The sequence below is a fragment of the Alistipes indistinctus YIT 12060 genome, assembly GCF_025144995.1.
In the GTDB taxonomy this organism is placed as follows: Bacteria; Bacteroidota; Bacteroidia; order Bacteroidales; family Rikenellaceae; genus Alistipes_A; species Alistipes_A indistinctus.
This window is the reverse complement of record NZ_CP102250.1, coordinates 2358145-2379447: the sequence shown is the minus strand read 5'-3', so window position 1 is coordinate 2379447 and position 21303 is coordinate 2358145. Positions and strand designations below refer to the sequence as shown.

The following is a 21303-nucleotide window of genomic DNA, read 5'->3' as shown; positions in this document are numbered from 1 at the left end:
GATATGAAACCAATCTGTATTTTCTTGCTCGTCTTCCTGCTTTTGTCCGGTTGTGAGGATATTTTCGAACAGGATATCGAAGATGCGTCGATTGAGGTGATCGCCCCGAAGAACAATACCCGCACCGAAGCAGGAACGGTCACTTTCCTGTGGCGCCCCCTCGACGGTGCCCGGAGCTACCGCCTGACGATCGTCTCACCGACATTCGCCGGGGCTTCGCGCCTGGTCGCCGACACGACATTGCTGGCAGACTCAGCCCACAGGGCCGACCGTTTTACGGCAACACTCGATACAGGAAACTACCAATGGAGCTTGCAGGCTGCCAACGGAGCTTTCCGAAACAAGGAACAGGTCTATACGCTGACGGTCGATCCGCCGCAAGCGGACGAACCGTCGGAACTGCCAAAACCCGATCAACCGTCAGAGACGGAAGAGACGGATAGGGAGTCTGGTTCCGAAGAAACGGCCATTCAGGCCAAATCGAAAAATCCGACGGCAACGATTGCCCAAATCATTCAGGCCGTTCAGGCGACACCGGATGTCCGGGTAGGCTCGAACGTCCCGGCAACCATTCACGATAAACACGATGCGTCCGGCACTGACGCAGGGACCCGGCCATGAAATCGAACGGGCTGACATACCTGTTGTTGGTCGTGGTGCTCGGCGTATGGAGCGTCGTAGTCTGGAAGCTGTTCTTTTCCAAACCGGAAGTGACTCCCGCTGCCCCGGCAGCCCTTGTCACCCGGCAGAAGAAACCGGCCAACGGCGATACGCTGCAGCTCGACTACCCCGACCCGTTTTTACGTGCCGCTGTCCCTCAACCTGCGCCCGGGGCCATATCCCGCACGGTAAAAAAGACAGTGCCTGCCGCTGGAAAACCGGAACCGGTAGTAAACCTTGCCTGCAACGGACGTATCCGCAGCAAAGGAACGGACCGTTACCTCGTTTCGTTCGACGGGCGCGTACACCTGCTCGGCCGGGGAGAGTCGGCCGAAGGCTTTACACTGCAACTGCTGCGGGGAGATTCCATCGGTTTGTTCCGCTATGGAAAAATCTATTTTGTTCAAATACCGTAAAAAATTGCAGCCGCATGCATACCATAAACCTGACTCCCGTATGAGCTGTTCCGAACGCATACCTGCCAGCGTACTGGCGACCGTACTGGTCGTCTCGGCGCTGATGCTGCTCTCGGTACTGGGTGTATTGACGCTGTGGGACGCCGACTTCGTGTTCTTTGCGCGGGCGGGGTACCTCTCCCGCCAGCGGACGTATCTCGAATCGGCCTTCGTACTCTATGCCGCCGACAGTACGCTCGCCGGACGGAACGGTACAGACGGCAACATACAGCTATTCGACAACCTGCCGGACAGCCGCGTGCGGATTACAGCCTGGCCCTGGGGACTGTACGAGGCGGTGCGGGTCGAATCCGCCGATCCCCGGACCGTCGCGGTCCGGTTATTCGGAACGGAGAATCCGTTCCCGCAGGAGTGCAATTTCTGGTATGCGACCGAAGCCCCTTCACTGACACTGGCAGGCCGTACCGTACTGCACGGACAGCTCCGGCTGCCCCGGCACGGTGTGCAGTACGGACAAATCCGGTCGGTCTTTTTCAACGGCGAGCGAATCGAGGGCCAACGGGCTAGCTACGCCGGGAAAGAGCTGCCCGCACTCAGGCCCGGTGTGCGGCAGGCAACAGACAACCTGCTGCATCTCCTGGAGAGCCCGACTACACGGGAAACGGCACCCGACAGCCTGGAGGCCGGTTTCGGAACTGTGTTTCCCCGGCTGCTGAATGCTGCCGATCTGGCACAAGGTACCCATTTAGCGGGAATGATCGTGCTGGTCGGCGACGAAGTGGTGATCGACAGCACTTGCCGTCTGCAAAACATACTGGTCGTCGGAAGGACGGTCCATATAGGCGACGGGTTCCGGGGAACGGCCCAGTTGTTCGCAACGGATACGGTGCTGATCGGCCGGCAAGTCACGCTCGGTTATCCGTCGGGGGTGTTCGTCGCCCGTGAAAATCCAGGCCGCTATGCAGAGATCGGCCCGAAGAGCCGCGTCGAAGGATACGTAATCGTAGACGGGGACGGCCGCCCGGAGGTACGACGCACGAATTACCGACAGGAACGCACGGCCGTTGTGCGGGGCCTGCTGTGGGCGGACGGCGCGGCGCAGGTGCAGGGCATCGTATCGGGCTGCCTCGTCGCGAACCAGCTTGCGTACTACACCCCGGAGGGTTATTACGAAGATATGCTGTACGATATGACATTGCTCGAAAATCCTGCGGCGGCCTACCCGCTATGGGGCACGACGCGCTACCGGAGAAAGGAGGCTGCATGGGTACCCTGACTCACTTCGGCAGTGAACCGGCAAACGAAGCGCGGACACAGCACGGGTTAAGTTTGCAAGCGGGATACCGGCTGCCGGCGGCATCGCTGCTCGAGGCGATCGTCGCATCGGTCGTACTGATGGTCGTGTTCGCCGTAAGCCTTGAAACCGTCGTCCGGCTCACCGCCGGGGACTCCGGCAGCATCGCCTGCGCCGAAGCCGACTACCGGGCAGCTCACGTACTGGGAAAAGTACGGGAAGGAACTTACGGTGAAGGTACGACCCAGCTGACCTTCGGCTGGGGTTCGCTGACGATTCGTATCGAATCCTACGATCCGTGCCCGGAGCTGTGGAGTGTGACACTGACGATGGAAATTCCGGGAGAGCACAAAAAGATGGAATACAAACACCTGATCGATCCCGTAAACTCCGGCGCCAAACGGACGCCAGCCGAACCTTAAACCTGAGGAAATGACGATGAATCCGACAAAACGATTACCCGCATCTACGCTGGTCGAGGTACTGATCCTGATGATCCTCGGCGGCATCGTCTTTTTGTCAGTAATGGACGGCTTCGGACTGCTGCGCCGGTTCCTCGACCGGACATCGCTACAAATCGCAGGACGCACGGAACAGTACGCCAGATATTTTCGGACGGCCGATCTGGCCGGCATGTCGGACAGCCTGCTTGCCGAGGACAACGGAGCGCTGGCTCTGTATCGAGGGGGAGAGATTTATGGCCGGATCGAGCGAATCGATTCGGCACTGATCGTACATCAAGGAGAACGGACCGATACCCTGCTGCGGAAAGTCGCCGGACTGCGCACGATTCCAGAAATCCCGCGAGATCGGCCTGTCGACACGCTCGTCGTCGAACTGCGAACGGCGCAAGATTCGTTGCGGTGCATCGGGTTCGCACCGCGGCACCGTTCCGATCCGCTGCTCAGAAAACTCTCTGAGGCGGAGGGGAAATATCGGTATGACGAATCGAACTGAATTGATACAAATTCTCCCGATACAATCTGGCCTACTTATGGAATTAACCGATTTTTTCACGTCACGGAAACAAACAAAACAACCCCTGCAGGATGCCCGCAAGGAGGCGATGTTCGCCGAACTGCACTCGCTACTCTCCTCGGGACTCGATTTCAGCCGATCGTTTTCACTTTTGATCGAGGGCGAACGGAATGCTGCCGGCCGGGCTTTGCTCACAGAGCTGTATCGCTCCGTCGTACGCGGAGAATCGTTGGGCCGCGCGTTCGAGCGGAGCGAACGCTTCGCCCCACTCGACTGCGGCGTGCTTCGGATCGGCGAGGAGACCGGACGGCTCGACGAAGCACTGGCATTCCTTGCCGACTATTACGGCAAACGGATCGCACAGCGACGCATGGTCAGCGGCGCGGTCAGCTATCCGCTGATCATCCTTTTCACGGCCGTTGTCGTCGTGATTTTCATGGTACTGGTCATCGTACCGATGTTCGAACAGGTCTACTCGCGCATGGGAGGCGAACTCCCGGCCATGACCCGATGGATCATTTCGCTGTCAAAAGCGTTTCCGGCGTACCTGGCCGTCACAGTATTCATGGCGCTCGGAGGATGGTTTTGGTGGAGGACTTTCGGTGGACGACCAGGAGTGCAGCGTATGGCTGGCAATCTGCTGCTGCGGATGCCCTTGTTGGGCGACACGCTGCGTAAAAACATGCAGGCCCGTTTCTGCAAACTGCTTTGCCTGCTCGCCTCGTCAGGCGTTCCGCTGCTGCAAGGCATCGATATGCTCCGGGGAATCATCACATTCCATCCCTACCGGACCTCCTTCGCCGAAATAGTCCGCGAATTGGAGCAAGGCTCCTGCCTGTCCGACGCAATGGAGCGTTTCGGGAGGATTTACGATCGCCGGCTCGTCGTGCTGCTACGCGTCGGCGAGCAAACCGGACGTCTCCCTGAGATGCTGCGCCGTGAAGGGGATGTGCTCACAGGAGAGCTCGAACACCGCCTCCGCTCGCTCGGAGGTATGCTCGAGCCAATCCTGATCTTGCTCGTCGGCCTGCTCGTCGCCGTCATCCTCATTTCGATGTACCTGCCCATGTTCCGGCTCGGCGGAATTATGGGGTAATACGTGCCCTCCCGTATCCCTAAAAAACAGAATCCCACTGCAACAGGTACAAGAACAGGCGCAGGAACAAGAACAGGAAACCCACCAATAAAAATCCCGACTATTGAAATAGCCGGGATTCACCGAACGTTGCCCATACCGAGATCATCCTACCAGACGAAAGTATATTTAGAGCCGTACGAATAGACATCGGTGATGACATACCCCGCATCGGCCGGACCGGTACGTACCGAAGTCTGTCCCTGCGGAATCACGTAAGTGGCGCCGAGCACGTCCCATCCGTCGCAGGTGACGACCACATCCCGGTCGGGAACGTTCTGCGTCGCCTCGATGATCCATTCGTTGCCGGAACGGGTCAGCGTAATCCGGATTTCGTTAGATACCGCGGAACCGGGTCCCGAGCTGAAATCACCCTTCGTATAGGTGTAGTAGCCGTCGCGCACCGGAGAGAAGCTCATGCCGGGAGTGACAGAGAAGAGCGTGGGGTTGCCGTTGCCGGTCAGGATACCCTTGGCTCCGGCCGGGATGGTGGCAACCAACTGCGTGCCGTTGACCGATACGGTCAGATCGGACCGCACCGGAAAGGCCGTGATGAGCAGCCATTGCTGCCGGCTGTAAGACCAATGCAGCGAAACGGGGTTGTCGGGCAGGCTTACCCCGCTGGTGGGCTGGCGCGTCGGCAACACGGCCGAATAGGTGTCTGACAGGTTGCCGAACTGGTCGTAACCCGTGTAATTGACACGGAACTGAGCGACTTCCCCATATGGATCGTAGCCGTTGATCCACATCCCGGAAAGGGTCGGTTTGAGGCTGGGTGACGAACACGGGAAATTCCACTGCTGGTAATCGCTTAGGATGACCGCCTGCTGACCGTTCGAATACGGGAGGTAAATCTCGCCGTAACCGGGCCAGGGATCGCAACTGAGCTCCACATGCGCCGTATAGCCGGTCGACTCGATGACCGTTACCGTATCACTGGGTCCAGGCGGAACCCCGGTCTGACCGGTGGGCAACACAACGTCCTCCACTTTCCATCCCTGACTGAAAGAGATGCGACCGGTAATGCTGTACGTAACGACGCTTGCCGCGGCCTTGGAAGCCTGAGGATTTTCACCTTCGCCGGGGAAGGAAGCGTCACGGGTGCAGTCCGAAAGGATCGCCAGACCGGCTGCAAGGATCAGGATTTTTTTCATAACCACAACGATTAAAAGGGCTCGACTCCGGGAGAACGCACCCTCAAGTTAGTAAAAAATACAACAATTCGTCGTAATTATGAAAAATAAACATACGCCCGAAAGTCCGGGATGCGGTATCGGGCCTTGTAACGATAGTAGGCCGGAAAAGCAGGCACAAAATTTACCGATGCGAGACCTGCCGCCGGGAAACAGTGTTTGCGAACGTTCCGGAACATTGGCACACGCTCCGGGACATAGGTTCTACAACCGCCGGCAATCAGGGAATTGACAACAGACCGGATTTTACAAATGCCGCAGGCGCAGTTCCACCTTGCGGCCACCGTCGATCCTGTAGCGGCATGCGCCCGACTGCCCGTCGTGCAACAGATCGCTCAAGCCTCGCCCTACTCCGTCCTGCAATCCGTTTTGCAGCCCGTCACCCCCTTCGGACGCAACCGGCGGAAACGGCACCTTCTCCCCAGCCGGAAGCACCAGTTCGGCGGTAGTACCAGCCGGAACGGTGAACGAGAGACGGCGGTTGCCCCGCTTGCCGCTGACGGCGAAGTCGATCGGTCCTTTGACAGTCTGCACGGTAAAGGCCGCATCGGTGAGGTCACCCGGCTGCGGCGCTATCTCGAACCGGCCGTAACCCGGCTCCAGCGGGCGGATACCCGCAATACCCTGTTGCAGCACGATCAGCGGTGCAATCGGACAGTGGCTCCACTGTTCCCGGTTGTCGGGCTTCGCATGCCAACCCTCCTGCAGCGTATTGTTCAGCGAAACCGACTCCATACCCGCCCAACGGGTGCGCAGATCGTTCAGCACCACGTCGATGCGGTTCGCCTTGATCAGCGCCCAGAGGCGCCAGACCGCGTTGGCCGGATAGGAAAATCCCATCTCGGCAGGTTCTTCGGCAAGCAGTTCGACCGAACGGGCCGTCTTGCCGCCGGGACACATGTCGAAAAGCACCGCCGTGGCCAGGTCGCGGTCGTGGTAGCGCGTTTCACCCTCTTCCCGCTCCCAGGGCAGGTTGCAGACGAACACCTGGCGCTCCGGCGACCAGAACCGGCGCACGCACGCCTGCTGCAGCGCCTCGCCGAACGCCCTCGCGCGGACAGCATCGGCCGTGCGTCCTGTCAGTTCGCACAACGGCGCGAGCGCATATTGGCACATCGCCGAGACATACAGATTAAAGGCCAGTATCTTGTGCCGGGATTTCTTATAACCGTGATGATCGATCCAGACCGACGGGATGCCGAGATTCTCGACCGGGAGCAGGCTGTCTGCGGGATTCATCAACGTGGTGAGGTAATCGAACGAACGAAGCAGGCGCGGCAGCGTCTCGGCCAGGTGGGTCGTGTCGCCGGTCTGGCAATAGTAGTAATAATTGTCGAATACGAAACCGACCCCGTGGTCGAGCAGCGGTCCCCAGTTAGAAAGACCGAGTTGCTTCTGCATCACGCGGGCGAGGCGGTCGTAAGCCGGCCAGCAGTCGAGGAAATAACCCTCGGAACTAAGTCCCTGCGAATAGGTGATCAGGAAGCGGCGTGGCAAGCGGGTTTCGCCGAAGGTCCCCATAACGGCGTGCAGCTGGTGGCCGCAATCTCCGCTGTACTGCTGCCGCTCACGGCCCATGCCGTCGACGATCAGGTCCTGTGCCGAATTGTTCAGCGTATTGACCGTCGCATCCATTACCCGCTGGATCGCAGGGTCGCCGATACGGATCGCCGGATCGTGCGGCCACGGGAAGATGCGGCGGCGCAAGCCGACCCCGCTGACGGTCACTTTACCGGTAAAGTTGCGAATGTGCAGCTGCAGCCAGCGCGCACTCTCGAAGTCGAACGCCTCGAAACGGTTGCGGCCCTCCCGGCAGGTCCAGCGGCTCCACGCGTTGAAATGCGTATTGAGCAGTTCGGGTCCCCCCACCTCGTGCGCCTCGTGCGTAAGCAGTTCGACTACCGTCCCCGCCGGGGCGTCGATCGTGAAAGCCGGGAAGCCGACCACCTGTTCGCCGAGCTCGAAGGTCAGCACCGCAGCGCGGCCGTCCGAAGCGACGACGCTCCAGGTGCTGTCGTTCTCCTGTACGGCGCACGGCGTGCGGTCGGCCCGGTAGCTGTGCGGCGTATTCATCTCGAAATAGGTCCGGGGGTCCTGGTCCCATGTCAGCCACATACTCTCGGCGAGTTTCGACACGGGAACCCAGTATTCGCGCATCAGCGGGATGCTGCGCGGTCGAATCCGCGACACATCGCGGTTGCTGGCCCAGTAGTCCTGCAGGTACTCCGGATAATCGGTCGCCAACTGCGACCGGTCGGCACGCCCCCCGAGCTCCATCGCAGAGACCCACTCGCTGCCGGGGGTATAATCCGCCTGCCGCCAACCGTCGGGATAACGGTTCGCATCGAACTCCTCCTGGAAAGCGCGCACGTAATGGCGCTTATACTGCCCGGCGGGCCAGCTGCGGGCCACGCTCACGAGCCAGGTGCTGTCGCTCGCTACCAGGCGGTTCCCGACCTCCAGTTTGCAGATGAAACCGGGCTTGCCGATGGGCGACGTACCGTCGCCGAGGCCGAAGTAGAGCACCTCCGCCGCCAGTACGTTCTTTCCTTTCTGCAGGTAGGACCGAATGTCGAGCGGATCGGCCTCGGGCCAGCGCGGATCGGCAGGTGCGGGCCCCCATTGTACACGCTGCCCGTTGACCCAGAGTCGGTAGCGGCTGTCGGCGAGAATCCACCCGGAGACCTTTTCGGGCACCGAATCGAGCGTAAACTCCTTGCGCAGCATCAGCATCGTGTTGGAGAGGGTGCGCTGCGACGGATACCAAATCCAGCGAGCGGGCGCAAGGTCCAGCTCCGGCTCGGCGCCGCGCAGCGAAAGGATCGACAGGCCTGTAAACAAAAGTGCGAAAACGGAAGTCAGGGTCAGACGTTTCATGTGTCGGTTTTTAAACGAGATTCGTAAAATTTCGGTATAAACCCCGGGCAGGTTCAATATTCGGGCAGGTTCCAATACCTGTACGAACGACGGGGCGAGCCCGGACGGCTAAGATACCATTTTTCGCGAAAGCGGACAACATCCCCGCCCCGGAAGAAAAAGAAAAACAAAGCAAGAGAAAAAGAAAAGGAAGGAGAAGAGATGATAAACAGAGACTGCCAGCAGCGGCGGAATAGGTAACCGAAACACACAACGGTCGGGGCAAGGAAGAGACCTCTGCGCACAACAACAACAACAACAACAACAACAACAACAACAACAACAACAACAACAACAACAACAACAATAACAACAATAACAACAATGGGGAACGGGAACAACAACGGGAACGCATAAAAAATCCGGCGGCCCGAAAAGGGTCGCCGGACAGATTAATCTCAGTCCAATGGAAGCGGAGCGTTGCGGCCGGACCGCTCGTACTTGCGGTCGTTGTTGTTTCGGCACCAATGGCTGTTACAACTGCCGTTCCACCGTTCCCGCTACCTCGGTTGCTGCTGCACCAGTTCGTAATCGATCGTGTACTCGACCTTGCGCAGGCGCGGGTAATAGTCTTTCAGCAACGTCGCATAGGTCGCTCCGCCGTTGAGCGCTTTGATGCTCGCCTTCTTGGCCGCATCCGAAGCATCGGAATCGAGTATCTTCAGCAGAGCCTCTTTGCCGCGGATCGAAGAAGCGGCGACCAGCGAACGCAGGCCATTCCAGTCCTCGCCGCCCGACCGGGCCGAAATCAGCCCCGGATCGCCTTTTTTATAGTTCTGCAACAGGTAAGCTTTCAAAGCATCGGCACGTTCCGCAGAGAGACGGTCGTTGAGTTGAGTGCTACCCTCGGGTGAAGCATAACCTACCAGGGTAATTCCACGGACGCGTACATTCTTGGCCTGAATCAGCGAATCGAGCGTGCCTCGGATCTTGGCCAGTTCGGCCGCATTGTTGCGGAAATCGGGCTGGATCGCCGACTTGCCCACCGGGAAATCGAGGTAAGCGTTACCGGTCACCTTCTTCACCTCAAACACGAGCGGTTTGGCCGGAACGGGTTTCTCGACCACCACGACCACCGGGGGTGCGGGCGGAGCGGGAACCGGCTCGGCCAGCAGCGTATTCTGCTCGGCCACCATATCCTTCTTGCAGCCGTACCACTGGCTGTTCAGCACCAAGCCGCCACCGCGCATCCAATCGCGGAACGGAACAACCGCATGGTAGTAAGTGAGTCCTTCGAGGTCACTGTTCGTATCGGGCAGGCTGGGCCTGCGGCGGCTGAACACTTCGTTGCGGGAGTGTATCTTTTCGGCCAGCCTGCCGCGGTAAACCAGCGGCTCCAGCGGCAGAACCTGTCCCGTCCCACGGATCACGGGAGTCAGGATCAGCGTCCCGCGGGGCATGATGTTCTTTTCCCCGGGCACGACCACAAAACGGATATGCACCGAATCATCCACGTTACTCATTCCGACATCCCGGACCGAGTAGACCGGCTGTGCCGAAGCCCCTCCGGCGGCCAGCGCCAGAAAACCGGTTAAAAAGAGAAGTTTTTTCATAATCATAATTTTATTCGATAACCTATTCAATGGTATATTTCCTACGGTCGGCGGCCCTCCGTCCGCAACCGTTTTGTATCCATCCCGTCAAAAAACAGTCCAAGATCGGTTTCCACGGAAGATGTTTCGTCCGAAATTTGTTTCGAATATCGAAACTAGCCAAATAACACACTCATTAACAACCATTTAAACAACAATCTAAATCCACAGCGAAAACAGGCCACAATCCTTTCGTTTTCCACTCCGGTTTTCCATTCCGGCTCCCGCAGGCCTCGGGGCGCTTTCCGGGTCCCGGTATTTTTTCCTTACGGCTCCGCGCGGCGAAACCGGATTGTTTCCGTATATTTGTCCCTAACACAGACAAACGACACAGAGAAAACACGCAAATTGTATGAGATTCGACGAACTCGGCCTGGACGCCGATATCCTGCGGAGCCTCGAAGCGATGAACTTCGAAGAGATGACGCCGGTACAGGAACACACCATCCCCATCATATTGGAAAACAAAGACCTGATCGGCTGCGCGCAGACCGGGACAGGTAAAACGGCCGCGTACACGCTGCCGCTGCTGGACAAACTGCTGCGCGAAGGCAACCCCGACAACGTGGTCAAATCGCTGATCGTCGTGCCCACGCGCGAACTGGCCCAACAAATCGACGTACAGTTCCAGGGATTCTCCTACTTCCTGCCCCTCTCCACGACGGTGGTTTACGGCGGCGGCGACGGCATCGGCTGGGAACAGCAGAAGCAGGGCATGCTGCGGGGCTCGGACATCGTCGTGGCGACGCCGGGACGCCTGCTGGCCCACATCGCCAACAGCGGAATCGACCTCTCGCACGTGAGCTATTTCGTGCTCGACGAAGCCGACCGGATGCTCGACATGGGCTTCTTCGACGACATCATGAAGATCATCAAGGAGCTGCCCACCGAACGGCAAACGATCATGTTCTCGGCTACGCTGCCGCCGAAAATCCGGCAGATGGCCAAACAAATCCTGCGCAATCCGGCCGAAGTGAACATCGCCGTATCGAAACCCAATGAAGCGATCCAGCAGGGCATCTACGTCTGCTACGAAAACCAGAAGATGGAGATCGTTCGCGCACTGTTCGGCGAACCTACCGGCACCAAGACGATTATCTTCTCGTCGTCGAAGCAAAAGGTCAAGGAGCTCGCCTACACGCTCAAACGCATGAAGCTCAACGCTGCGGCGATGCACTCCGACCTGGAACAGGAGCAGCGCGAAGAGGTGATGCTGGATTTCAAAAACGGCAAAATCGACCTGCTCGTAGCGACGGACATCGTCGCGCGCGGGATCGACATCGAAGATATCGGCACGGTGGTCAACTACGACGTACCGCACGACCCGGAGGACTACATCCACCGCATCGGACGCACGGCGCGCGCGAGCGCAACTGGCCGCGCGATCACCTTCGTCAGCGAAAAGGAGCAGGGCAAGTTCCACCGCATCGAAACTTTCATGGAGCGGGATGTGGAAAAATTGCCGATCCCCGAGCATCTGGGCAAAGGCCCCGTATACAATCCCGACGAAAGCGACCGCCGCTTTTCGGGCCGCGGAGGCCACGGACGGGGAGGCAACCGGCGTGACGGACAAAGCGGTGCCGGCGGCCGCGGGGGACGCAACGGGCGCAACCGCAGCGGCAGGAAGAATCCGGAGCAGGGCGCCCAGGCGCAATCCTCCGCACAGGCCCCGCAGAACCAGGGGGCAACGCCTGAAGGAACACAGCCGCAGGGTGCGAAAGAGCGGACCGACGGACAAAAAAACCGCCGCAACAACCGGCGCCGCTTCCGGGGGCCGAAGGGCCCGCAGGGTTCCCCGGGGCCGAAGCCAGGCGATAATTAGCGCGAATCCCGGTAAGCCGGTCTTAGCGACTACTCGGAGACGCCACAGAAGCCCGTTCCGGCGCACCATTTAATGATTCGAAAGACCGCAAAGGTCGCAGGAAATCACAAAAGGGACACCGCAAGCCGCAGAAAACGCCGGAAGTCCAGGCAGATCACAGCGTCCGGACAACCGACATCCGGCGGCGAGTCGCTCCCCGAAACGGTGCCCGACGGAATCAGGTGCCACAACCGGAATTGTGAAGAGTGATGATGGAAAACCGGTGAGGCCCGCTATACGGCAAAACGCCGCACGAACACCCGCACCCCTGCAACCCGCAACGATTTTACCTTTTTGATTGGATATGAGACGAAACGCATGGATGCATTGCGCACTGATACTGGCGCTGACGACCGCCGTTACCGGGACGCTCCGGGCTGCGGACCCAACACGGCAACAGGATGCTGCCGGACAACAGCAGGCGCCTTCGCCCGGACAGAATAGCGCCGCTGCCTGCCGGGAAACGGCGAAAAAACTCCCACAACTGGGAAAAGACCCGATCCGGGAGGTTATCGACGCGATGACCATCGAGGAGAAGGTCCACCTGCTCGTGGGCGCGGGCACCAGCGCGACAGACCTCGAGGCCGCGATCATCGGCCAGACCCGCAAACTGGTGCCGGGCGCCGCCGGGACCACCTTCCCGATCGAGCGTCTCGGCGTGCCGGCAATCGTCTTCGCGGACGGCCCGGCGGGGATCCGCATTTCGGCCACACGCGACAGTACCGCACAAACCTTTTACGCCACGCAGTTTCCGATCGGCACGCTGCTGGCCGCGACATGGGATACGGTCCTTGTCCGCCGCGTGGGCAACGCGATGGGGGAAGAGGTGCACGAATACGGTGCGGACGTACTGCTCGGCCCCGGCATGAACCTGCAGCGCAACCCGCTGAACGGCCGCAATTTCGAATACTTCTCGGAAGACCCGCTGCTGACAGGAAAAATTGCCGCAGCGATCGTAAACGGCATCCAGCAACAGGGCGTAGGCACCTCGGTAAAACACTTCGTCGCGAACAACCAGGAGACCAACCGTCTCAACAACAATACGATCGTCCCGACCCGCGCACTGCGCGAGATGTACCTCCGTCCGTTCGAAATCGTCGTAAAGGAGGCGCAGCCGTGGACGATCATGACCTCGTACAACAAACTCAACGGCACCTACACCGCGGAACGCGCCGACCTGCTCACGACCGTACTGCGCGACGAGTGGGGCTTCAAAGGGCTCGTCACTTCGGACTGGCTCGGCGGCGTGAACCCGGTCTGGAGCGTGCAGGCGGGCAACGACCTGCTGATGCCGGGACTGGCCAAACAGCGCGACTCGATCCTGAAGGCGATCCGCCTGGGCACGCTGTCGCTGCACGACGTGGACCGCAACGTACAGCGCGTGCTGGAGCTGATCCTGCGTTCGCCGCACTATGCGAAATATACCTTCTCGAACACGCCCGACCTGAAAGCGTCGGCCGCCGTGGCACGGGAATCGGCCGCCGAGGGCATGGTACTGCTCAAAAACGACGGCACGGCGCTTCCCCTACCCGCACAGGCTCGCAAAGCGGCTCTTTTCGGCGTCACCTCATACGACTTTATACCGGGAGGAACCGGCAGCGGCACCGTGAACAGCGCCTACACCGTCTCGCTCGCACAGGGGCTCGCCGCAGCGGGAATCAAACCGGACAAGAAACTGCAGCTGGCTTACGAAAGCCATATCGCAGCCGAAAAGGCCGCGCGTCCCGCGCCGAAGCGCTGGTGGGCGAAGCAACTGCGTCCGCAGGTGTCGCAAATGGAGGTTTCGGACGCCGAAATCGCCCGGTTGGCCCGCACGCAGGATGCGGCCGTCATCACGATCGGCCGCATCTCCGGCGAACTGCTCGACCGCATCGTTTCCACCGACTACAACCTTTCGGAGGCGGAACACCGGCTGATCGAACGCGTTTGCAACGCCTTCCACAAAGCCGGCAAAAAGACGGTCGTCGTGCTGAACGTCTGCGGCCCGGTCGAAACGGCTTCGTGGAAAGCCCGGCCCGATGCGATCCTCGTCGCGTGGCTGCCGGGACAAGAGGGGGGACACGCCGTCGCGGACGTGCTCACGGGCAAGGTTAGTCCCTCGGGCAAGCTGCCGATGAGTTTCGCGATGCGCTACGAGGACGATCCCACCGCGCCGAACTTCCCGCACCGCGAGGATTACGACACCGTCACGCTGCACGAATCGATGTCGACGAACCACACGCTGCCCGACACCGGTAGCAAGAACCTCGACTACACGATCTACGACGAGGGGGTGTTCGTCGGCTACCGCTACTTCGACACTTCCGGCAAGGAGGTCTCCTACCCCTTCGGCTACGGACTCGGCTACACGACCTTCGGCTACGGGGGACTGGACATCGCCCGCGACGGCGACGACTACAGGATTACCTGCACGATCCGCAATACGGGCGCCAGGGCAGGCCGCGAAGTGGTGCAACTCTACGTCTCGGCGCCGGGCAAGGATATGCCCAAACCGGCCAAGGAGCTCCGTGCCTTCGCCCGCACGGGATTGCTCCAGCCGGGAGCGGACGAAACGGTGACGCTGCGTGTTCCTGCCGCATCGCTCGCATCGTTCGACGAGGCTTCGAGTAGCTGGCGGACGGAAGGGGGAACCTATACGTTCCGCGTCGGCGCTTCGTCGGCCGATATCCGGCTTTCCGGAACGGCGGACGTGGAAGCCGCCTGCGTCGAAACGGTGCATCCGGTCATCCTGCCGCCGGAAAAACTGCCGGAGCCGGGACGGCCGCAAGCTGAACAATAAACGGCCTCCTGCGCAACCGGTTCCGGGGGTACAATAAGTTTCGGAAACAAAATGAGTCTCAACCTGCAAATGAGATTCAGTGACCGCAAAGGACACGCCCGGAAAGAAGGAAAAGTCCGCACTAATTTAAGTCAATAAAAATGTTCTGGGAATTTACATTGCGACTGCTGCTGGCCGGGGTGCTGGGGGCGGTCATCGGGCTCGACCGCGAGTACCGGGCCAAAGAGGCGGGCTTCCGCACGCACTTCCTCGTCTCGCTGGGCAGCGCGCTGTTCATGATCGTTTCGCAATACGGCTTCGCCGGGGTGCTCGGAGAGGCCGGCGTGGGACTCGACCCGAGCCGCGTCGCGGCGCAGATCGTCAGCGGCATCGGCTTCCTCGGCGCCGGAACGATCATTTTCCAGAAACAGTTCGTACGCGGCCTGACTACCGCCGCAGGCATGTGGGCCACCGCAGGAATCGGCATGGCCGTCGGCGGCGGGATGTACTGGCTGGGCGTGTCGGCCACCGTGCTGACGCTCGCAGGACTCGAACTGCTGACCGTGCTGTTCAAAAACCTGGGCCTGCGCACGATGCTCGTCCATTTCACCACCACGCGGCAGGAAAACCTGGTACGTATCCTCGACCAGGTGCACCAGCGCCGTTACCGCGTCGTCAGCTACAAAGCCGCCGAAGAGAAACACGGGGAACTGTGTTCGTACCGGGTGTCGCTCGTGGTCAAAATCAAGGAACAGCGGGAAGAACAGGCTTTGTTCACCTTCATTCAGTCGCTGCCGGACTTGGTGCTGACCGAAATGGAATAGGCGGGCCGATGCCAGGGATTTTACTACCTTTGCCGCCTCAAACCGACCGAAAGATGAAAAAACGCATCACCGAACAGGACTACCTCAAAGCTCACCGCAAGGCGAGCCGGGAAGAGGAGATCGCACGGCACGGCCGTCCGGTGGGACAGAGCCGGGTACACCGCTCGAAAAAAGCTTACGACCGTAAAAAGACGAAGGCAGGCGTTTGAGGCCTGCCTTTCGATTTTATTCCGGCCCTTATGTTCCCACACTCACACTTACTCCGTTCCCTGCTCTCCTGTCATTCCTGCACGCCCCTGTTCGGCCGGGAAATATAGCGCCGCAACGGAGAAGGCACGACACAATAGACGAATTGCCCCCGGTTCCATTCGTAACAGCGCTGGAACAGCAACAGTGCTACGGCGATGAAGACAGCCGCCCCGCAGGCGATCTGGACCGGCAGCCGGAACAAATCCTGCGGCGGTACAATCATCGGGATCAGTGCGACCGCTCCGACAGGCGCGAAATAACGGCCGACCCGTTCGAACATCACGAACAAACAGGCACACACCGCCAGCGCAACGACACTTTCGGGCCATCCGAGCCGCACATGGCACGCCCACTCCAAAAGGGTTCCCGCCGAAGCCCCGGCCACCAGCATCAGCCACACCTGCACGGGACGGTTGCGAAACCCGGATTTGGAATTCGCAAACTCAACGAACGTAACGACCAACGGGGGCAGAATGCAATACCGGTATCCGGCCGAAAGCGGCAGCGCCGCAACGGCCAGTACCGCCAGCAACAGCCACACCCACCGCACGCCGTCGCGACGCCAGCTCCACTCCAGCCGGTCGTAGTACACCTCGGGGCGCAGGCCGCCGCGCTCCATCGCCCGCTGCCCGGCAACGACGATCAGCGACATCGCCGTCACCGCCGCGGGATAGACCCAGCTTTCGGTGTGCAACAGCACGGGCAACATACAGGCCGACACGAGCGGTACCAGCGTCGTGCGCGACAGCGACAGGCACCCCGCGGCAAACGCGAAAGCCAGCGCGAGGTTAGCCGCCAACGGCCACGGCGACCAGCGCACGATACAGACGCCCGCCACGGCCCCGGCACCCATCAGCAGCACCAACTGCAGCCGGGTGACATTCCACACGCGTTTCGGCGCGATCCACATGCCGATGGCCAGGGCCGCCATCTCGGGGAAGATCACCTCGCGCTCGCCCGTCCGTTCGGCCACACCGACCATCAGCACGACCACCGCCATCGCCGACAGGTAGCGCCAGCGCCGGGGCCGGTCGGCAAACAATCCCCGGCGCGAACCGGTATGTTCCTGTTTTTCCAATTTGTTTTCCCAATTACGATACTCCTGCTGTCAGTGCGGGACTCCTTCTATATTCTATGCACGGGACCTCCAATGCGGCGATCCCGCCGTACCGCCGTTATTCACCTTTTCCGGCAAATGCAGTCCGCCAGATGATCGTCGATAAACCCCGCAGCCTGCAAGTGGGCGTAACAAATCGTAGTTCCGAAGAATTTAAATCCCCGTTTTTTCATATCCTTGCTCATCGCATCGGATTCGGGGGACGATGCCGGAATCTCGGCCAAAGATTTAAACGTGTTGACAATCGGCTTTCCGTCGGGAAAGAACGACAGCGTGTAGTCATAAAAACTACCGAACTCCTTCTGCACGGCGAGGAACAGCCTTGCATTCGCGATCGTTGATCTGATTTTCAGGCGGTTTTTCACAATGCCATCGAACTGCATCAACCGTTCGACATCCTCGTCGGTCATTTGCGCCACCCGCCCGGCATCGAAATCACAAAAGGCTTTGCGGTATCCCTCACGCTTCCTGAGGATAGTGATCCAACTCAGCCCGGCCTGGGCGCTCTCCAGCACAAGAAACTCGAACAGCGTCTTGTCGTCGGTCACCAATTTTCCCCACTCCCGGTCATGGTATTCCACATACAGCCGGTCGGTTCCGCACCAACCGCAGCGCCCGTTTATTATATCCTGCATAATCACAACATTTGCCATACGCTGCAAAGATAACGTTTTACAAGGGCGGAGCAAACCAGAAATATCTTGCGGTTCCACAAGCAAGCACGCCAGATCGAACGGAAGCTTCCACCGGGATCGGCACCCGCTTTCCAAAATAAAATGTTAAATTTGAAATAATCCGTCCCCGAGCCGGCTTTCCCGCTACGACAGGCCGGCCATGCCAGGATTCGGAATGCATCCGCATTATGATCAATTACGCACTACATACCCGGCTCAAAGGCGCAATCGTGCTGACCGACGCTTTCCATGCCGACCCGGCCCTCGGGCGGGACCGCAGCCTTTACAAATTCATCTGGGTGCGCAGCGGCACGCTGCGCCTGGAGATCGACCATGTAGAGACGACGCTCGAAGCCGGGGAAGTGGTTCCGCTCACACCGCTGCACCGCATCGCGGTACGCGAGGTCGCGGGCGACTACCTGACGCTGCTGTTCAACAGCAATTTCTATTGCATTTACGGCCACGACGACGAAGTATCCTGCAACGGGCTGCTTTTCAACGGCGGCCCGGAAACGGTACGGCTGCGGCCCGATGCGGCGCGAACGGCCGCACTGTACGAAATCGCAGACAAGCTGGCAGGCGAGTACGCGATCGAAGACAGCCTGCGCGAAGAGATGCTGCGCATCCTGCTCAAGCGCTTCATCATCACCTGCACCCGGCTGGCGCGGGAACGGTTCGCCGTAGCGCCCGGAAAGGAGAAGGCTTTCGACATCGTGCGGCAGTACTATGTGCTGGTGGACGAACATTTCCGCGAAAAGAAGCAGGTGCAGGAGTACGCCGACCTGCTAAACCGCTCCCCGAAAACGCTGTCCAACCTCTTCGCCGCCTACGGACTCCCCTCGCCGCTGCGGGTGATCCACGAACGGACCGGCGCCGAAGCCCAACGGCTGCTGCTCTACACCTCCAAAAGTGCAAAGGAGATCGCCGCGTTGCTCGGATTCGAGGATACCGCCGCATTCAGCCGTTTTTTCAAAAAGACAGCGGGCGAAAGCATCACCGGTTACCGCAGGAAGAACAAACATGCGGCACCCACATCCCAAGCCCGATAAGAACCCGGAGAGGAAAAACAGGACTGAGGCAGACAGGAAAGGCAAACGGATCCTTTCCCGCCAACGGGAATAATCGCCAACTCTTCCGGCAGAATCGCCATTGACCGCCCGGACCGGAAGCCCCAACTTTGCATCGTTGGAAAACCCGTAAAACTTACGACCATGAATGCAAATATTTCCCGCCTGTACGACAACCTGCTGCAACTGGCAGCCTCCTCGCAAACCCTGGGCATCAACCTGATCCGTGTGGCGATCCTGATCGTCTTCGTCTGGATCGGCGGACTCAAGTTCCAAAATTACGAAGCCGAAGGAATTGTCCCGTTCGTCGCCAACAGTCCCTTCATGAGTTTTTTCTACACGCAAAAAGCACCCGAGTACAAAAACTACAAACTCAAAGAGGGGGAATTCGACGCCGCCAAACACGAATGGCACGTCCGGAACAACACCTACGGTTTTTCGCACGGGCTCGGCATCCTGATCATGGCGATCGGCGTGTTGGTCTTCCTGGGCATTTTCAGTGCGCGCATCGGCCTGGCAGGCGCGATCCTTGCTGTGATTATGACCGTCGGCACACTCTCGTTCCTCGTCACGACACCCGAAGTGTGGGTTCCCGACCTGGGCAGCGGCGAAGCGGGCTTCCCGTTGTTGTCGGGAGCCGGACGGCTCGTGGTCAAGGACACGGTTATCCTCGCCGGGGCACTCGTCGCTCTTTCGGATTCGGCCCGGCGCATCCTGCGGAAAAGGAACGCAGACGGGATACAAAACCGTTAACCCGGAAAGAGCGCCCGGCACGATACCCCGCGCCCCGCGTAACGAACCGGCGATCCGAAAGAGTATGATATCCGGAAATGCACGGTACTGTATATGTACTTCATCGAGGAGATCGAAGCCAAGTACGACAGATCCCCTGCTAACGTACAAATAGGCGGAGCGGCCGACAGGAAAGCTGATTACACCGATAAAACCATCAAACCGCAATACACTATGAAAACCTACGACGCAATCATCATCGGTTTCGGCAAGGGCGGCAAAACGCTCGCAGCCGACCTCGGGGCACGCGGCTGGCAGGTAGCCGTTATCGAACAATCCGACCAAATGTACGGGGGAACCTGCATCAACGTGGGGTGCATTCCGACCAAAACCCTCGTGCACCAGGCCAAGTTGGCCACCTACCGTCCGGAACCGACTTTCGGACAGCGGAGCGAACACTACCGCCGCGCGATCCGGCGAAAAGAGGAGGTCACGGCGTTGCTGCGGGACAAAAACTACCGCAACCTCGCAGACAAACCGAATATTACCGTCTATACCGGCACCGGCTCGTTCGCCGGGCCGGACGAGGTGGATGTGACGTTTACGGCCGACTATCCGGACCGCCGGGACGCCGGAACGGATCCGGGGACTGCCGGCAGTACAAACGCTACGAGCGGCACGGCAACGGCAAAAATCCCGGCCGGAACCGCTGCTGGCGGATACACCAAAGGCGAAAAGCTGCGCCTGAAAGCGGACCGCATCTTCATCAATACCGGTGCGGAGACGGTTATCCCGCCCATTGCAGGGGTGCGCGAAAGCGACCGGGTCTATACCAGCACGTCGATCATGGAGCTGGAAGAGCTGCCGAAACGGTTGGTGATCGTGGGCGGCGGTTACATCGGGCTGGAGTTCGCGTCGATGTACGCCGAATTCGGTTCGCAGGTGACCGTGCTGGAGAGTTATCCCGAGCTGATCCCGCGCGAAGACCGCGACATCGCGGCCAGCGTCCGCGCAACGCTCGAGAAGCGCGGGGTGACGTTCCGCCTCAACACGCAGGTGGAATCGGTCCAAGACGGCAAGACATGCGCCTACGTGACCGTCCGCGACAGTGGCAACGGTGCCGGGAGCACAGGCAACCGCAATACAAACAACCCGACCGGCAGCGGCACCGACGGCAGCCGCCAGGTGCTCGAAGCGGAAGCCGTACTGCTCGCTACGGGACGGAAGCCGAACACCGCGGGACTGAACCTCGAAGCGGCAGGCATCCGTACCGACCCGCGCGGTTCCGTCATGGTGGACGACCGCCTGCAGACGACCAACCCGAAAGTATGGGCGCTGGGCGATGTGAAGGGCGGCCTGCAATTCACTTACATTTCACTCGACGACTACCGGATCGTTCGCGACGAGCTGTTCGGCACCGGCGAACGCAAAACGCAGGACCGACTGCCGGTAGCCTACGCGGTATTTACCGACCCGCCGCTTTCGCGCATCGGAATCAACGAAGAGGAGGCGCGCCGCAAGGGTCTGGACATCCGCGTCAATTCGATCCCCGTCGCATCGATCCCGCGCATGCACACGATCGGGGAAACCGAAGGAGTGCTCAAGGCCGTAATCGATGCCAGGACGGACGAAATTCTCGGCTGCACGCTCTTCGCACCCGAATCCAGCGAGGTGATCAACACGGTCGCCCTTGCGATGAAAAACGGGAACAAAGCGTCCCTGCTGCGCGACATGATTTTTACCCATCCGAGCATGAGCGAAGCGCTCAATGACCTGTTCAAATAATCCGGAGCCAAATCCGGCGGCCAGCCCCCGTAAGCGGCCCCGGGCGTCCGAG

20 protein-coding genes are annotated in these 21303 nt (G+C 59.8%); 13 read left to right on the top strand and 7 right to left on the bottom strand.

All coding sequences use genetic code 11. The features are described 5' to 3' along the window. The first annotated feature begins 3 nt into the window (after positions 1 to 3). The 6 genes from NQ495_RS09840 to NQ495_RS09815 are packed head-to-tail and all read left to right on the top strand — an operon-like array spanning position 4 to position 4444. A complete protein-coding gene (locus tag NQ495_RS09840) occupies positions 4 to 621 on the top strand; it encodes a hypothetical protein (protein WP_009133079.1) in 618 nt (205 codons plus the stop codon). Continuing rightward, a complete protein-coding gene (locus tag NQ495_RS09835) occupies positions 618 to 1076 on the top strand; it encodes a hypothetical protein (RefSeq protein ID WP_009133078.1) in 459 nt (152 codons plus the stop codon). The genes NQ495_RS09840 and NQ495_RS09835 overlap by 4 nt, the downstream gene beginning before the upstream one ends. A gap of 40 nt (positions 1077 to 1116) precedes the next feature. Continuing rightward, positions 1117 to 2352 carry a hypothetical protein gene (locus NQ495_RS09830; protein ID WP_009133077.1) on the top strand — a complete coding sequence of 412 codons (1236 nt, stop codon included), beginning with the start codon at positions 1117 to 1119 and terminating at the stop codon, positions 2350 to 2352. After that, complete coding sequence (locus tag NQ495_RS09825; RefSeq protein WP_040294114.1) at positions 2340 to 2792, top strand: hypothetical protein; 453 nt, start codon at positions 2340 to 2342, stop codon at positions 2790 to 2792. The genes NQ495_RS09830 and NQ495_RS09825 overlap by 13 nt, the downstream gene beginning before the upstream one ends. 16 nt (positions 2793 to 2808) lie before the next feature. Beyond that, positions 2809 to 3327: a hypothetical protein gene (locus NQ495_RS09820; protein WP_009133075.1), complete on the top strand. Its 519-nt coding sequence runs from the start codon at positions 2809 to 2811 to the stop codon at positions 3325 to 3327. Positions 3328 to 3364: 37 nt separating this feature from the next. Further along, positions 3365 to 4444, top strand: coding sequence for a type II secretion system F family protein (locus NQ495_RS09815; protein WP_009133074.1), 1080 nt, complete (start codon positions 3365 to 3367; stop codon positions 4442 to 4444). Positions 4445 to 4593: 149 nt separating this feature from the next. Here the strand turns inward: NQ495_RS09815 and NQ495_RS09810 are convergent, their stop codons facing one another. The 5 genes from NQ495_RS09810 to NQ495_RS09795 form a co-directional block, all read right to left on the bottom strand. Continuing rightward, complete coding sequence (locus tag NQ495_RS09810; protein WP_009133073.1) at positions 4594 to 5637, bottom strand: hypothetical protein; 1044 nt, start codon at positions 5635 to 5637, stop codon at positions 4594 to 4596. 163 nt (positions 5638 to 5800) lie between these two features. Beyond that, the gene (locus NQ495_RS11870; protein WP_418172241.1) at positions 5801 to 5875 is read right to left on the bottom strand and encodes a hypothetical protein; all 75 of its coding nucleotides are present in this window, start codon (positions 5873 to 5875) and stop codon (positions 5801 to 5803) included. 47 nt (positions 5876 to 5922) lie between these two features. After that, on the bottom strand, positions 5923 to 8553 hold the full coding sequence (locus NQ495_RS09805) for an alpha-L-rhamnosidase C-terminal domain-containing protein (RefSeq protein ID WP_009133072.1): 2631 nt from the start codon (positions 8551 to 8553) through the stop codon (positions 5923 to 5925). 53 nt (positions 8554 to 8606) lie between these two features. After that, complete coding sequence (locus tag NQ495_RS09800; RefSeq protein WP_259801179.1) at positions 8607 to 8936, bottom strand: hypothetical protein; 330 nt, start codon at positions 8934 to 8936, stop codon at positions 8607 to 8609. Between the two features lie 156 nt (positions 8937 to 9092). Then, complete coding sequence (locus tag NQ495_RS09795) at positions 9093 to 10145, bottom strand: OmpA family protein (protein WP_161988856.1); 1053 nt, start codon at positions 10143 to 10145, stop codon at positions 9093 to 9095. Positions 10146 to 10536: 391 nt separating this feature from the next. On the opposite strand from NQ495_RS09795, the gene NQ495_RS09790 reads away from it, so the two are divergent. The 4 genes from NQ495_RS09790 (at position 10537) to NQ495_RS09775 (ending at position 15836) form a co-directional block, all read left to right on the top strand. Next, positions 10537 to 12006 (top strand): DEAD/DEAH box helicase, encoded by a 1470-nt coding sequence (locus tag NQ495_RS09790; protein WP_009133070.1) that lies wholly within the window; start codon positions 10537 to 10539, stop codon positions 12004 to 12006. A 343-nt stretch (positions 12007 to 12349) separates the two neighbouring features. Beyond that, positions 12350 to 14824, top strand: a complete 2475-nt coding sequence (locus NQ495_RS09785; RefSeq protein WP_232208877.1) for a beta-glucosidase — start codon at positions 12350 to 12352, stop codon at positions 14822 to 14824. 140 nt (positions 14825 to 14964) lie between these two features. Beyond that, complete coding sequence (locus NQ495_RS09780) at positions 14965 to 15627, top strand: MgtC/SapB family protein (protein WP_009133068.1); 663 nt, start codon at positions 14965 to 14967, stop codon at positions 15625 to 15627. Between the two features lie 53 nt (positions 15628 to 15680). Then, complete coding sequence (locus tag NQ495_RS09775; protein WP_009133067.1) at positions 15681 to 15836, top strand: hypothetical protein; 156 nt, start codon at positions 15681 to 15683, stop codon at positions 15834 to 15836. Positions 15837 to 15907: 71 nt separating this feature from the next. Here NQ495_RS09775 and NQ495_RS09770 read toward each other — a convergent pair whose 3' ends face one another. Together NQ495_RS09770 and NQ495_RS09765 are read right to left on the bottom strand one after the other, a co-directional pair. Next, entirely contained in the window at positions 15908 to 16876 is a 969-nt protein-coding gene (locus NQ495_RS09770; protein WP_050807983.1) for a hypothetical protein, read from the bottom strand. A 179-nt stretch (positions 16877 to 17055) separates the two neighbouring features. Then, the gene (locus tag NQ495_RS09765) at positions 17056 to 17628 is read right to left on the bottom strand and encodes a DNA-3-methyladenine glycosylase I (protein ID WP_040294290.1); all 573 of its coding nucleotides are present in this window, start codon (positions 17626 to 17628) and stop codon (positions 17056 to 17058) included. Positions 17629 to 17858: 230 nt separating this feature from the next. Here NQ495_RS09765 and NQ495_RS09760 point away from each other — a divergent pair, with 230 nt between their 5' ends. The 3 genes from NQ495_RS09760 (at position 17859) to NQ495_RS09750 (ending at position 21251) form a co-directional block, all read left to right on the top strand. Further along, positions 17859 to 18716 carry an AraC family transcriptional regulator gene (locus tag NQ495_RS09760; protein ID WP_040294289.1) on the top strand — a complete coding sequence of 286 codons (858 nt, stop codon included), beginning with the start codon at positions 17859 to 17861 and terminating at the stop codon, positions 18714 to 18716. A gap of 162 nt (positions 18717 to 18878) precedes the next feature. Next, the gene (locus tag NQ495_RS09755; protein ID WP_009133063.1) at positions 18879 to 19487 is read left to right on the top strand and encodes a DUF417 family protein; all 609 of its coding nucleotides are present in this window, start codon (positions 18879 to 18881) and stop codon (positions 19485 to 19487) included. A gap of 213 nt (positions 19488 to 19700) precedes the next feature. Then, positions 19701 to 21251 (top strand): FAD-dependent oxidoreductase, encoded by a 1551-nt coding sequence (locus tag NQ495_RS09750; RefSeq protein ID WP_040294288.1) that lies wholly within the window; start codon positions 19701 to 19703, stop codon positions 21249 to 21251. The last annotated feature ends 52 nt before the right edge of the window (positions 21252 to 21303 follow it).

Excerpts from the sequence above, each read along its gene's own strand:
- NQ495_RS09840 (WP_009133079.1), top strand. The coding sequence starts at position 4 with ATGAAACCAATCTGTATTTTCTTGCTCGTCTTCCTGCTTTTGTCCGGT.
- NQ495_RS09835 (WP_009133078.1), top strand. The coding sequence starts at position 618 with ATGAAATCGAACGGGCTGACATACCTGTTGTTGGTCGTGGTGCTCGGC.
- NQ495_RS09830 (WP_009133077.1), top strand. The coding sequence starts at position 1,117 with ATGAGCTGTTCCGAACGCATACCTGCCAGCGTACTGGCGACCGTACTG.
- NQ495_RS09825 (WP_040294114.1), top strand. The coding sequence starts at position 2,340 with ATGGGTACCCTGACTCACTTCGGCAGTGAACCGGCAAACGAAGCGCGG.
- NQ495_RS09820 (WP_009133075.1), top strand. The coding sequence starts at position 2,809 with ATGAATCCGACAAAACGATTACCCGCATCTACGCTGGTCGAGGTACTG.
- NQ495_RS09815 (WP_009133074.1), top strand. The coding sequence starts at position 3,365 with ATGGAATTAACCGATTTTTTCACGTCACGGAAACAAACAAAACAACCC.
- NQ495_RS09810 (WP_009133073.1), bottom strand. The coding sequence starts at position 5,637 with ATGAAAAAAATCCTGATCCTTGCAGCCGGTCTGGCGATCCTTTCGGAC.
- NQ495_RS09805 (WP_009133072.1), bottom strand. The coding sequence starts at position 8,553 with ATGAAACGTCTGACCCTGACTTCCGTTTTCGCACTTTTGTTTACAGGC.
- NQ495_RS09795 (WP_161988856.1), bottom strand. The coding sequence starts at position 10,145 with ATGAAAAAACTTCTCTTTTTAACCGGTTTTCTGGCGCTGGCCGCCGGA.
- NQ495_RS09790 (WP_009133070.1), top strand. The coding sequence starts at position 10,537 with ATGAGATTCGACGAACTCGGCCTGGACGCCGATATCCTGCGGAGCCTC.
- NQ495_RS09785 (WP_232208877.1), top strand. The coding sequence starts at position 12,350 with ATGAGACGAAACGCATGGATGCATTGCGCACTGATACTGGCGCTGACG.
- NQ495_RS09780 (WP_009133068.1), top strand. The coding sequence starts at position 14,965 with ATGTTCTGGGAATTTACATTGCGACTGCTGCTGGCCGGGGTGCTGGGG.
- NQ495_RS09775 (WP_009133067.1), top strand. The coding sequence starts at position 15,681 with ATGAAAAAACGCATCACCGAACAGGACTACCTCAAAGCTCACCGCAAG.
- NQ495_RS09770 (WP_050807983.1), bottom strand. The coding sequence starts at position 16,876 with ATGGCGGTGGTCGTGCTGATGGTCGGTGTGGCCGAACGGACGGGCGAG.
- NQ495_RS09765 (WP_040294290.1), bottom strand. The coding sequence starts at position 17,628 with ATGCAGGATATAATAAACGGGCGCTGCGGTTGGTGCGGAACCGACCGG.
- NQ495_RS09755 (WP_009133063.1), top strand. The coding sequence starts at position 18,879 with ATGAATGCAAATATTTCCCGCCTGTACGACAACCTGCTGCAACTGGCA.
- NQ495_RS09750 (WP_040294288.1), top strand. The coding sequence starts at position 19,701 with ATGAAAACCTACGACGCAATCATCATCGGTTTCGGCAAGGGCGGCAAA.